This window comes from Microbacterium sp. NPDC078428, assembly GCF_044542535.1.
Lineage (GTDB): Bacteria > Actinomycetota > Actinomycetes > Actinomycetales > Microbacteriaceae > Microbacterium > Microbacterium limosum.
The window spans coordinates 599,658-611,510 of sequence record NZ_JBITUP010000001.1; the positions used below are offsets into that span (position 1 = coordinate 599,658).

At 72.6% G+C, this 11,853-nt stretch carries 11 protein-coding genes; 7 read left to right on the top strand and 4 right to left on the bottom strand.

Features of this window, described 5'->3' with window-relative positions:
* Positions 1-68 precede the first annotated feature (68 nt).
* The 4 genes from ACIGCK_RS02855 to ACIGCK_RS02870 are packed head-to-tail and all read left to right on the top strand — an operon-like array spanning position 69 to position 3,191.
* Complete coding sequence (locus ACIGCK_RS02855) at positions 69-458, top strand: molybdopterin-binding protein (protein WP_396663621.1); 390 nt, start codon at positions 69-71, stop codon at positions 456-458.
* Entirely contained in the window at positions 455-1,240 is a 786-nt protein-coding gene (gene modA / locus ACIGCK_RS02860; protein WP_396663622.1) for a molybdate ABC transporter substrate-binding protein, read from the top strand. The genes ACIGCK_RS02855 and modA overlap by 4 nt, the downstream gene beginning before the upstream one ends.
* Complete coding sequence (locus ACIGCK_RS02865; RefSeq protein ID WP_396663624.1) at positions 1,237-2,052, top strand: ABC transporter permease; 816 nt, start codon at positions 1,237-1,239, stop codon at positions 2,050-2,052. Before modA ends, ACIGCK_RS02865 begins: the two co-directional genes overlap by 4 nt.
* Positions 2,049-3,191: an ABC transporter ATP-binding protein gene (locus ACIGCK_RS02870; RefSeq protein WP_396663625.1), complete on the top strand. Its 1,143-nt coding sequence runs from the start codon at positions 2,049-2,051 to the stop codon at positions 3,189-3,191. Before ACIGCK_RS02865 ends, ACIGCK_RS02870 begins: the two co-directional genes overlap by 4 nt.
* A gap of 42 nt (positions 3,192-3,233) precedes the next feature.
* Here ACIGCK_RS02870 and cydC read toward each other — a convergent pair whose 3' ends face one another.
* The 4 genes from cydC to ACIGCK_RS02890 are packed head-to-tail and all read right to left on the bottom strand — an operon-like array spanning position 3,234 to position 9,152.
* Positions 3,234-4,952, bottom strand: a complete 1,719-nt coding sequence (gene cydC / locus ACIGCK_RS02875) for a thiol reductant ABC exporter subunit CydC (protein WP_396663627.1) — start codon at positions 4,950-4,952, stop codon at positions 3,234-3,236.
* Positions 4,949-6,673, bottom strand: a complete 1,725-nt coding sequence (cydD, locus tag ACIGCK_RS02880) for a thiol reductant ABC exporter subunit CydD (RefSeq protein WP_396663629.1) — start codon at positions 6,671-6,673, stop codon at positions 4,949-4,951. Before cydD ends, cydC begins: the two co-directional genes overlap by 4 nt.
* Before the next feature lie 28 nt (positions 6,674-6,701).
* Entirely contained in the window at positions 6,702-7,715 is a 1,014-nt protein-coding gene (gene cydB / locus ACIGCK_RS02885; RefSeq protein WP_396663631.1) for a cytochrome d ubiquinol oxidase subunit II, read from the bottom strand.
* A 9-nt stretch (positions 7,716-7,724) separates the two neighbouring features.
* Complete coding sequence (locus ACIGCK_RS02890) at positions 7,725-9,152, bottom strand: cytochrome ubiquinol oxidase subunit I (protein ID WP_396663633.1); 1,428 nt, start codon at positions 9,150-9,152, stop codon at positions 7,725-7,727.
* Between the two features lie 212 nt (positions 9,153-9,364).
* On the opposite strand from ACIGCK_RS02890, the gene moaA reads away from it, so the two are divergent.
* The 3 genes from moaA (at position 9,365) to ACIGCK_RS02905 (ending at position 11,851) form a co-directional block, all read left to right on the top strand.
* A complete protein-coding gene (gene moaA / locus ACIGCK_RS02895) occupies positions 9,365-10,426 on the top strand; it encodes a GTP 3',8-cyclase MoaA (protein ID WP_396663635.1) in 1,062 nt (353 codons plus the stop codon).
* Positions 10,427-10,429: 3 nt separating this feature from the next.
* The gene (gene fdhD / locus ACIGCK_RS02900) at positions 10,430-11,296 is read left to right on the top strand and encodes a formate dehydrogenase accessory sulfurtransferase FdhD (RefSeq protein ID WP_396663637.1); all 867 of its coding nucleotides are present in this window, start codon (positions 10,430-10,432) and stop codon (positions 11,294-11,296) included.
* A 99-nt stretch (positions 11,297-11,395) separates the two neighbouring features.
* A complete protein-coding gene (locus ACIGCK_RS02905; protein ID WP_396663638.1) occupies positions 11,396-11,851 on the top strand; it encodes an SRPBCC family protein in 456 nt (151 codons plus the stop codon).
* Positions 11,852-11,853 lie beyond the last annotated feature (2 nt).

An 11,853-nucleotide genomic window follows, 5' to 3' on the forward strand; every position in this document is an offset into this window, starting at 1 on the left:
CCGCTCGTGTTTCCGCGGATGCGGAGATAATCGCTCCTGAACCTTGCGGGCGCGGATATCATCGACGAGTGAGCGCGTTCAAGATCGCCGAGGCGGCCCGGCTGCTGGGTGTCAGCGACGACACGATGCGTCGCTGGGTGGACGCGGGCGTGCTGCCCACGACGGGGAGCTCACCCGCGCAGATCCCGGGCGACGCCCTCGCGGCGCGCGCCGTGGAGCTCGCCCGCGCGGCCGCCGACCCGGCCGACCGGCTCTCGAGCGCCCGCAACCGGTTCGTCGGGCTCGTGACGCGCCTGCAGGTGGACGGCGTGATGGCGCAGGTCGACATCCAGGCGGGGCCGCATCGGGTGGTCTCGCTGATGTCCGCCGAGGCGGTGCGCGAGCTCGGTCTCGAGGTCGGTGCGCTCGCCACCGCCGTGGTCAAGGCCACGACGGTGATCGTGGAGACGCCGAAGTGAGCCCTCCGCGTGCCCTCGGCGTCGTCGCCGCGCTCGCCGGCGTGGGCGTCGCGCTCGCCGCATGCGGGTCGGCCGGGGAGCCCCGGGCGGGGGGAGCGGATGCCGCGGCATCCGGAGCGCAGGTCGAGCTGACGGTCTTCGCCGCCGCGTCGCTGCAGGGCTCGTTCGACGAGATCGCCCGGCTCTTCGAGGCCGAGAACCCGGGTATCGACGTCCGGCCGATCGTCTACGACGGATCGAGCACGCTCGCGGCGCAGATCGTCGAGGGAGCGCCGGCCGACGTGTTCGCGGCGGCCGACGAGGCCACGATGGCCGGCATCGGCGACCTCGCGACGACGACCGACGTCTTCGCGACGAACACCCTCGTCGTCGCCGTTCCGGAGGGGAATCCCGGCGACGTGCAGAGCATCGGCGACCTGGGCGACCCGCAGCGCACCGTCGTGCTCTGCGCGCCGGAGGTGCCCTGCGGCGCCGCGGCCGAACGGCTCCTGGCGGGTGCCGGCGTCCGGGTGGACGCGGCCAGCTACGAGCAGAACGTCGCCGCCGTGCTGACCAAGGTGGCCACCGATGAGGCGGATGCCGGGCTCGTCTATGCGACGGACGTCGTGGGGCGGCCCGTCGAGAGCTTCGTCCCCGAGGGCGCCGCGGACGTCGTGAACCGCTATCCCATCGCGCCCCTCGAAGGATCCGCCGACCCCGCTGCCGCAGAGGCGTTCGTCGCGTTCGTCGTGTCCGGGCCGGGGCGTGCCGTGCTCGAGGACCGCGGGTTCGGAGCGCCGTGACCGATCCGTCGCACCGCCCCGCCGGGGGGACCCTCCCCTCGGTCCTCGTCGTCCCCGCGCTCCTCGGCCTCGCGCTGCTCGTCGTGCCGCTGGGAGCGCTCGTCGGCCGAGTGGAGTGGTCGACCCTCTGGGCGGACGTGGCCGCGCCGGCCTCCGTCGACGCCCTCGTCCTGTCCCTCGTGACGGGGCTGATCGCCACCGCCGTCTGCACGGTTCTGGGGGTGCCGCTCGCCCTCGTGATCGCCCGCGCCCGTCCGAGACTCGCCGGCGTGCTGCGGGTGCTCGTGACCGTGCCGCTGGTGCTGCCTCCCATGGTCGGCGGCGTGGCCCTGCTGTTCCTGTTCGGTCGCAGCAGCCCCGTGGGCGAGGCGCTGGCGCTGTGGGGCATCTCGCTGCCGTTCACGACGGCAGCGGTCGTCCTCGCCCAGGTCTTCGTCGCGCTGCCGTTCCTCGTCCTGGCGGTCGAGGGGTCGCTGCGCACGGCGGGGGTCGAGTACGAGCACACGGCCGCGACGCTCGGCGCGGGGCGGTGGCGCACCCTCTGGCGGGTCACGCTGCCGCTGGCCGCGCCCGGCCTGCTGGCGGGCGTCATCCTGTGCTTCGCGCGCGCGATCGGCGAGTTCGGTGCCACGGCGCTCTTCGCCGGCAATTCCCCGGGTCAGACCCAGACGATGCCGCTCGCGATATACACGGCGTTCAACGGCGCGGGGGTCGGGCAGGGCACCGCCGTGGCCCTGTCGCTGCTGCTGCTGGTGACCTCGCTCGTCGTGCTCCTGCTCGTGCGGGGCTGGCGACAGGGGGCGCCGCGATGACCGGCGCGACGCTCGATGCCGACGTCGTCGTGGCGCGCAGGGGCTTCCGGCTCGAGGCGCGTGTGACCGCGGGCGCGGGCGAGGTGATCGCCGTGATGGGACCGAGCGGCGCGGGCAAGTCGACGCTTCTCGCGGCGGTCGCGGGTCTTGCGCGGCTCACCGAGGGGCGGGTGCGGATCGGCGGGAAGGAGGTGGCCCGCGCGCCGCGACCGCGAGGCCGCGGGCGCGGGATGCACATGCGGCCCGCGCAGCGCGGGGCGGTGCTGCTCGGTCAGGAACCGCGGCTGTTCCCCCACATGAGCGCACGCGAGAACGTCGCCTTCGGTCCGCGGGCGCAGGGCATCGGTCGCAGCGTCGCCCTCGGGGAGGCCGACGACTGGCTGTGGCGCGTGGGGATGCCGGGGGCGGGGGACAAGCGCCCGGCACAGCTCTCCGGCGGCCAGCAGCAGCGGGTCGCGATCGCACGGGCGCTCGCGACCGCACCGCAGGTCCTGCTCCTCGACGAGCCCCTCACCTCGCTGGATCCGGAGACGGCGGCCGACATCCGCGCGATGATGCACGAGCAGCTGATGCTCACCCGCTCGACGGCGGTCATCGTCACGCACGACGCCGTGGATGCCGCGGGTCTCGCCTCGAGGCTCCTCCTCGTCGAGGAGGGCCGGGTGACGCAGGAGGGAACCGTGCGCGAGGTCCTGCGCGCCCCGGCGACCCGCTTCGCGTCGACGATCGCGGGACTCAACCGCGTCGTAGGCGTCGCCGACGGGCGCATGTGGCGCGCGGGGCGGGAGCCCGAGGTGCTGATCGAGGGGCCGGCGCCGTCCCCCGCCGTAGCCGACGGCGATGCCCTGGCCGCGGTGTTCCGTCCCGGCGCCGTGCGCCTCGAGCGGAGCCGGGAGGCGACGTGGACGGCGGCCGTGCGCGTGGCCGTCCGGGAATCGCCGAGACCCGGCGAATGGACGTCTCGGATCGTGCGGATCGAGCAGACGCCGGCCGGCGCCCGCGTGCACACCGCCGAGCCGCCCGTCGCCGTGGACGTGCCGGCCGATGTCGTCGCAGCGGAAGGGCTCACCGCAGGGGTGCCCGTGCGTCTGCGCGTCGCGCCGGCCGACGTCCGGCTGCAGCCCGTGCCCACCGGGTGATCCGCTGCCGGCACCGCGTCCTGACGGGCCGGGTCGGTCGACTCAGGTCCCTCGGACGATGCGGCCGCCCTCGAGTCGGACGACGCGGTCGACGGAGCCCGTCGGCGGGGCGACGTGCGAGATGAGCACGACCGCCCGATCGGGACCGACCGCGCCGAGCAGGTCGGTGAGCAACCGGTCGGACGCCTGCGGATCGACGCCGGCCGTCGGCTCGTCCAGGACGAGGACGGGGAATCCCCGCAGGAGGGCCCGTGCCAGCGAGATCCGTTGCGCCTGCCCGCCGGAGACGAGGGCACCGCGCTCGCCGACGCGTGCATCGAGACCGCCCCGCTCGGCGAGCCACGGGCCGAGGCCCACCCGCTCGAGGGCGGCGATCAGCTCGGCATCCGTGGCGCTCTCACGGGCGAACAGCAGGTTCTGGCGGATGTCCTCGTCGAAGAGCATCGGGTCCTGCTCGCAGAGCCCCACGGTGAGCCGCACGTCGTCGGAGGAGAGCTCCTGCACGGGGACGCCGCCGATCCGGTACTCCCCGCGCACGGCGAGGAAGCGCACGAGGACGTGCGCGAGGGTGGACTTGCCCGCGCCGCTGGAGCCGACCACGAGCAGGCGCTCGCCGGGTGCGACGTGGAGATCGACGTCGGACAGGGCGTCGTCGTCGGCGCCCGGCCAGCGCGCGGACGCGCCGCGCAGGCGCAGTCCCGCCTCGGTCCCCGTGCCCAGGGAGGGCGCCGCGCCGGTGGCGGGGACCGCGTCGCGGACGATCTCCTCCGGGACCCGGGCGGGCAGGGCCTCGGCGATCCGCGTCGCGCTCGCGTGCACCTGGCGCCACGCCGACGCCGCGAGCGGAACGGCGGCGAAGACCTCGAACACCGCGAGGGGGACGAGCACGACGACGGCCAGCGACGGCCCCGAGAGATCCTGGCCCTGCGTCGCGACGATCGCGAGGACGGATGCCGCTCCCGCCAGCAGCGAGACGAGGGCCGCCGAGCCCGCCTGGGCGGCGGCGCGGCGCACGACGGCGCGCCGCAGGAGCGCATCTGTCTCGCGGATGCGGGTGCGGCTCTGTTCCTCGGCGCCGTAGGCGACGAGGACGTCGAGGCTGCCGAGGTGGTCGAGCACCTGGTCGGCGAGGCGGGCCCGGAGGGGGGACAGGGAGCGCTCGGACCGTGCGCCGACCGCCCATCCCCACAGCAGGGCCGCAGCGGCCGCCGCGACGAGGCACGCGAGAAGGGTCAGCGCCGCAGGCCACGAGACCACCCCGACGAAGACGACGGCACCGAGGGCTACGAAGGCGGATGCCGCGAGGGGCTGCACGACGCGCAACGGGAGGTTCTGCAGGTCGTCGACGTCGTCGACGAGCGCGCCGAGCACGGAGCCCCGCCCGTGGCGCCCGAGGGCGTCGGGTGCCAGCGGGATGAGGCGGCGGACGAGGTCGGAGCGCGTCCGGGCGAGCCGCCGCAGGGCGGCGTCGTGACCCGCGAGCCGTTCCGTGTAGCGGAACACCGCTCGCGTGAGTGCGAACAGCCGGACGCCCACGACGGCGACCGAGATCGCGAGCAGGATCGGCTGCTCGCTCGCTCGGACGATGAGCCACGCGCTCACCGCCAGCAGCGCGACGGCCGAGGCCTCCGACAGGAAGCCCGATGCCGCGCCCGGCCAGAACCGGCGGGGTGGGGGCATCGCCGCGCGCAGCACCGACCCGGCGGTGACCGGCCCGGGCGCGGCGGCGGCTCCCGGGTGCACGGCGGGGTCGGCGCTCATGCGGCGACCTCCGCGTGGCGGAGCGAGACCACCCGGTCGGCGATGCCTCGCGCCGACGTGCGATGCGAGACGAGCAGGACGATCGCCCCGGCATCCGCCACCGTCCGCAGGTGCCGCCAGAGGCGGGCCTCCGTGTCGGCATCCAGCGCGGCGCTGGGCTCGTCGAGGGCGACGACGCGGGCGCGACCGCTCAAGTGACGGTAGAGCGCGCGCGCGACCGCGACGCGCTGCGCCTGGCCGCCCGAGAGCCCGCTTCCCTGGGTTCCGAGCGCGAGATCGGCCGGAATGCCGTCGGCGGCGGCGAGGCAGAGCGCGCGCGTGACGAGGGCGCGGTCGGGACGCGTGTCGCCGAGCGCCACGTTCGCCTCGACGGTTCCCGCGATCAGTCCCGGGCGCTGCCCGGCCCAGGCGAGCCAGTCGGCGGCCGCGAGGCCGCGCACGTCGTGGCCGGCCCACATCGCACGTCCCTCGAAGGCGGCGGCGCCGCGCAGTGCGGCGAGCACGCTCGTCTTGCCGGCCCCGCTGGCGCCGTCGATCACCACGACCTCGCCGGTGCTCGCGGACAGGTCGACGGGCGGCAGGATCCGGTCGCCGCGGCGCACCCGCACCCCCTCGAGCACGAGGGTCGCCTCGGGACCTGCGACCTCGACGCCGACACGATCCGCCGTCGGCGCCGCCCCCCGCGCGTCGACCGCGCCGCGCGCGGCCGCCGCCTCGTCCAGGACGGCGAACACGTCGTCGGTCGCGGCGACTCCCTCTGCCGCCGCGTGGAACTGCACGCCTACCTGGCGCAGCGGCAGGTACGCCTCGGGCGCCAGGAGCAGCACGAAGAGGCCGACGCCGAGCACCAGCACGCCGTCGAGCAGGCGGAATCCGATCGACACGGCGACGATCGCGACCGCGATGCTCGCGAGGAACTCGAGCGCGAAGCCCGAGAGGAACGACACCCGCAGCACCTTCATCGTCTCGCCGCGGTAGCGCTCGGTCACGCGGTCGATGGATGCCGCGGCGCGGTGCTGCCGGCCGAAGACCTTGAGCGTGGACAGGCCGTGCACGGTGTCGGCGAAGCGGGAGGCGAGCTGGCGCAGCGTGTCCCACTGGCGCTTCTGCACGGCGCGCGTGGCGAGACCGATGAGGATCATGAAGATCGGGATGAGGGGCAGTGTGAGCAGCACCGTCAGCCCGCTGATCCAGTCGGCCCACCACATGACGGCGAGGATGACGGGGGTCGCGATCACGGTCTGCACCAGTTGGGGCAGGTAGCGGCCGAAGTATGCATCGAGCGCCTCCAGGCCGCGCCCCGCCGTCACGGCCAGCGCCGCCGAGCTGCGCCGCTCGAGCCAGGCGGGCCCGAGACGGCCGACCGCGGCGACGAGTCCCTCGCGCAGCTGCGCCTGCGCCCTCGCGGCCGCGCGGGCGGCCGCCTGCTCCCGCAGCCAGATCAGGAGGGCCCGCACGAGCACAACGGCGGTGAGCGCGAGGAGCGTCTCCGCGAGGTCGGACCACGGGATGCCGTCGATCACCCCGGTGATCGCCCGGGTCAGCAGCGCCGCGAACGCGATGATGACGGCGGTCTGCGCGAGCGAGATGACCGCGAGGAGGGCGAAGAAGCCCCGCGCCGCCCGGGCGTAGCGCAGCAGGCGCGGGTCGACGGGGGGCGTGCGCCGCGGCCGCCGGGCCTCGCGCGGGGCGAGGGCGGCGGCATCCTTCGAATCAGTCACAGCACGTCGAGGCTATCGGCGCCTCGCATCAGTGCGCCTGCGCGGAGGCCTTCTCGATGTGCGACCGGGACACGCGCCGGCGGAACACCCAGTAGGTCCAGCCCTGGTAGGCCAGCACGAGGGGCAGGAAGATCAGCGCCGCCCACGACATGATCGTCAGCGTGTAGTCGGTGCTGGAGGCGTTCTCGATCGTCAGGCTGAAGGCGGGATCGGTCGACGACGGCATGACGAACGGATACAGCGCGAACCACAGCGTGCCCACGGCCGCGACGACCGTGACGGCGGCGAAGCCGAAGGCCCAGCCCTCGCGGTCCCGCAGGTTCGCGCCGACGGAGAGGATGAGGGCGAGCGCCGCGACGATCGCGAGCACCATGACGGGCAGTCCCGGGTGTGCGAGGACGGTCCAGAGCAGGAACACGGCCGCGACGGCGATGGTGAGGAACCCGGACCGCGCGGCCAGGCGGCGGGCGTCGTCGTGCACCTGTCCGTCGGTCTTGAGGGCGACGAAGCTCACCCCGTAGGTGAAGAAGAGCAGCAGCGTCGTGAGGCCGCCCAGGAGGGCGTAGGGGTTCAGGAGCGTCAGGAGCGTTCCCGTGAACTCGAAGTCCTGATCGATCGGCACACCCTGCACGATGTTGGCGAACGCGACGCCCCACAGCAGGGCGGGCACCGCGGAGCCGACGACGATCATCGTGTCGAAGCCCTTCTTCCACCGCAGGCTGTCGCGCTGGTGCCGGTACTCGAACGACACGCCACGGGCGATGAGCGCGAGCAGGATGAGGAGGAGGGGGAGATAGAAGCCGCTGAAGAGCGTCGCGTACCACTCCGGGAACGCGGCGAAGAGGGACGCGCCGGCGACGATCAGCCATGTCTCGTTCAGGTCCCACACGGGGCCGATCGTGTTGATGATCTGCCGGCGTCCGACGTCGTCCTTGCCGAGGAAGGGCAGCGACATCCCGACGCCGAAGTCGAATCCGTCGAGCACGAAGTACCCGATGAAGAGGAATCCGATGATCCAGAACCAGAGGTAGGCGAGATCCATGGCTGCTTCCTAGTAGACCGTCGAGGTGAGTCGGGTGCTGTCGTCGGCGTCGCCCTCGGGCGCGTTCGGATCGGGCAGCGGATCGGGACCCTTCTGCGCCGCCTTGAGGATCAGGCCGAATTCGACGACCGCGAGGCCGGCGTAGATGAGCGTGAACGCCACGAGGGAGATGAGCACCGTCCATCCGGGAACGCCCGGCGAGACGCCGTCCTCGGTCAGCATCAGGCTGAAGACGATCCAGGGCTGGCGGCCCATCTCGGTGAACACCCACCCCACGAGGCTGCCGAGCAGGGGCAGCGGCGCCGCCCAGATCGCGACCTTCCACATCCATCCGGCGACGGGACGGGTCGCCCTCTTGCGGGTCACCCACAGACCGGCGACGGCCACGAGCGCGGCGGCGCCGCCGAGGCCGATCATCCAGCGGAAGGACCAGTAGGTGACCCAGATGATCGGCATGTAGCTCACGCCCTCGCCGAACTGCTGCTCGTAGAGCGCCTGGAGGTCGTTGAGCCCCTCGACGCAGCCGTCCAACGAGTGGGTGGAGAGCAGGGAGAGCAGATACGGCACGCGCAGCGACCAGATCTCCTCCGTCCCGTCGGGGGTGCCGAGGGAGAAGATCGAGAAGGATGCATCGGCGCCGCATGCGCTGTCCCACATCGCCTCCGCCGCCGCCATCTTCATCGGCTGCGTCGCCACCATCACGAGGCTCAGCTGGTCGCCCGAGACGGCGACCCCGGCGAAGGAGACGATCATGAACCACAGGCCGAACCGCAGCGACGAGCGCATGGTCTCGAGGTGCTGGCCGCGGGAGAGGTGCCACGCGGAGACCGCGATCACGACGGCCGCCGCGAACATCCACGCGGCGAAGATGGTGTGGGGGAACGCCGCCAGGACGACGGGGTTGGTCAGCACCGCCCAGAAGTCGATCAGCTCGGCACGGCCGCCGTCCACCGCCATCTGATAGCCCACGGGGTTCTGCATGAAGGCGTTGGCGGCGAGGATGAAGTACGCCGAAAGAGTCGACCCCAGCACGACCATCCAGATCGAGGCCAGGTGCAGGATGCGGGGCAGCCGGTCCCACCCGAAGATCCACAGCCCGATGAAGGTCGCCTCGAAGAAGAACGCCATCAGTCCCTCGAAGGCCAACGGCGCTCCGAAGACGTCGCCCACGAACCGCGAGTAGGCCGACCAGTTCATGCCGAACTGGAACTCCTGCACGATGCCCGTCACGACGCCCATCGCGAAGTTGATGAGGAAGATCTTGCCGAACAGGCGGGTCAGGTGCAGCCACTTCACGTCGCCCGTGCGGTGCCACACCGTCTGGAAGATCGCGACCACGAGCGCGAGACCGAGCGTCAACGGCACGAAGAGGTAGTGGTACAGGGTGGTCAGCCCGAACTGCCAGCGGGCCAGCAACAGCGGGTCGAGGAGGTCCACGGGCGTTCTCCGATTCGCTCAGGCGGGGCGGTTGAGAGCATCGTAACCTGTGGTCAGACCACAGGGGAGCCGGGTCTCTCGATGACGAGATTCCTCCCTCTGTGCCGCTCTCGCGCGCACGCCGGCCGTGAAAAAGCGCGCCACCGGCCCGGTCGCGGCGGGCCCGCGGCTAGGCTCGATGGCATGCCCGCCGGAGTGAACGAAGGATCCGCATGAGTGCGGTTCCGGTCACGATCGGGGTGCGGGTACCCGCTCCCGGTCCGGTGGATGCCGCGGCATCCGGTCCTCTCGTCGACACGCACGGGCGCGTGCACCGAGATCTGCGCATCTCGCTCACCGACCGTTGCTCGCTGCGGTGCACGTACTGCATGCCGGAGCAGGGCAACGAGTGGCTCGCCCGCACGAGCATCCTGACGCTCGACGAGATCGAGCGCGCGGCGCGCGTCGCGGCCGCCGCGGGCGTCTCGACCTTCCGCCTCACGGGTGGCGAACCCCTGCTCCGGCGGGACATCGTCGACGTGGTGCGGCGTCTCGCCGCGATCGAGGGGCCGGACGGCCCCGTGCAGATCGCGATGACGACGAACGGCATCCGGCTGGGCGAGGTGCTGCCCGATCTCGTCGCGGCAGGTCTTCACCGCCTCAACATCAGCATCGACACGCTGCGGGCCGACCGGTTCCACGAGCTCACCCGCCGAGACCGCCTCGGGGAGGTGCTCGAGGGCATCGCGGCGGCCGCGGCATCCGGCCTGCGCCCCCTCAAGCTCAACGCCGTGGCGATGCGCGGGGTCAACGACGACGAGCTGGTCGACCTCGTCGCCTTCGCCGTCTCGCACGGGGCGCAGATGCGGTTCATCGAGCAGATGCCGCTGGATGCCGGCCACACGTGGGACCGCACGCAGATGGTCACGAGGGAGGAGATCCTCGATGCGCTCGCGGCGCGGTGGACGCTCGTGCCGATCCCGGGCAGGGCGGGTGCGCCGGCGGAGCGCTGGGCGCTCGACGGCGGCCCGCACTCGGTCGGCGTCATCGCGTCGGTGACGGCCCCCTTCTGCGGCGACTGCGACCGGCTGAGGCTCACGGCGGACGGCCAGCTGCGCAACTGCCTGTTCTCGACGACCGAATACGACCTCGTGCCCGCCCTCCGCTCCGGCGGCGACGATGCGGAGATCGAGTCGATCCTGCGCGCGTGCGTGCGGGGGAAGCTACCGGGCCACGCGATCAACGACCCCTCCTTCCTCCAGCCCGCACGCGGCATGAACGCGATCGGAGGCTGAGTCATGGGACGCATCACCGCCCGGCGACCCGTCACGCGGATATCCCTCGACGGGGCGAGCGTGCGCCGCTCGGACACCCTCGCCGTCGAGGAGCCGCTCGAGATCCGCGTCGCGGGCACCTCGCTCGCCATCACGATGCGCACACCGGGGCACGACGTCGAACTCGCCGCCGGGTTCCTCGTCTCGGAGGGCGTGATCGCCCGCGGATCCGATTTCCGTTCCGCGATCCACTGCGGCGGCCCCGGCACGGGGGGGCCCCTCGCGGGCAACACCGAGAACACCTACAACGTGCTGGATGTCTCGCTCGCGCCGGGAGTCGCGCCGCCCGACCCCGATCTCGCGCGCAACTTCTACACGACCTCCTCGTGCGGGCTGTGCGGCAAGGCGTCGATCGAGGCCGTCGAGACGGTCTCGAGCTACGACGTGTCGGTCGACGAGGCGTCGGTCGAGGCGGAGGCGCTCGCGGGGTACCCGGATCTGCTCCGGGCCCAGCAGGCCGTGTTCGACAAGACAGGCGGACTGCACGCGGCCGCCCTCTTCGACGCCGCGACGGGTGAGCTTCTCGTGCTGCGCGAGGACGTCGGGCGCCACAACGCCGTCGACAAGGTCGTCGGCTGGGCGATCCTGCACGACCGGCTGCCGCTGACCGGGACGGTTCTCATGGTGTCGGGCCGGGCGAGTTTCGAGCTCGTCCAGAAAGCGATCATGGCGGGCATCCCGATCCTCTCCGCCGTCTCGGCGCCCTCCTCGCTGGCCGTGGAGCTCGCCGCGGCGTCCGGGATGACACTCGTCGGGTTCCTTCGCGGTCGCACGATGAACGTCTACTCCCGGCCCGACCGCGTGCTCGTGCCCGAGGCGGGCGTGGGCTGAGCAGGCGGTTACGCGACCCGCACGTGCGTGTCAACCCCGGGCGCCGGCGCTCGCTGCCTGCCTAGCCTGGCGGGGACCGCGAGAGAAAGGCAGCCCACCATGGCACGCATCATCGAAACCATCGACGTCGACGTTCCCGTATCGTCCGCGTACAACCAGTGGACGCAGTTCGAGGACTTCCCTCGCTTCCTGAGCTTCGTCAAGTCGATCACCCAGACCGACGACACGCACACCCGATGGGTCGTGACGGTCGGCGGCGCGGAGCGCGAGTTCGACGCGGAGATCACCGAGCAGCACCCCGACGAGCGGGTCGCCTGGAACAGCATCGGCGGCGATGAGAACCACGCGGGCGTCGTGACGTTCCACAAGCTGTCGGATGCGGAGACCCGCGTCACCGTGCAGATCGACTGGGAGCCCTCGGGCCTGCTCGAGAAGGCGGGCGCGGCATTCGGTGTCGACGACCACGCCGTGAAGAAGGACCTGGCGAACTTCAAGGAGTTCATCGAGTCGCACCCGCGCGAGACGGGCGCCTGGCGCGGCGACGTCCAGAACTGAGC

Excerpts from the sequence above, each read along its gene's own strand:
- fdhD (WP_396663637.1), top strand. The coding sequence starts at position 10,430 with ATGGGACGCATCACCGCCCGGCGACCCGTCACGCGGATATCCCTCGAC.
- cydB (WP_396663631.1), bottom strand. The coding sequence starts at position 7,715 with ATGGATCTCGCCTACCTCTGGTTCTGGATCATCGGATTCCTCTTCATC.
- ACIGCK_RS02905 (WP_396663638.1), top strand. The coding sequence starts at position 11,396 with ATGGCACGCATCATCGAAACCATCGACGTCGACGTTCCCGTATCGTCC.
- ACIGCK_RS02870 (WP_396663625.1), top strand. The coding sequence starts at position 2,049 with ATGACCGGCGCGACGCTCGATGCCGACGTCGTCGTGGCGCGCAGGGGC.
- moaA (WP_396663635.1), top strand. The coding sequence starts at position 9,365 with ATGAGTGCGGTTCCGGTCACGATCGGGGTGCGGGTACCCGCTCCCGGT.
- cydC (WP_396663627.1), bottom strand. The coding sequence starts at position 4,952 with ATGAGCGCCGACCCCGCCGTGCACCCGGGAGCCGCCGCCGCGCCCGGG.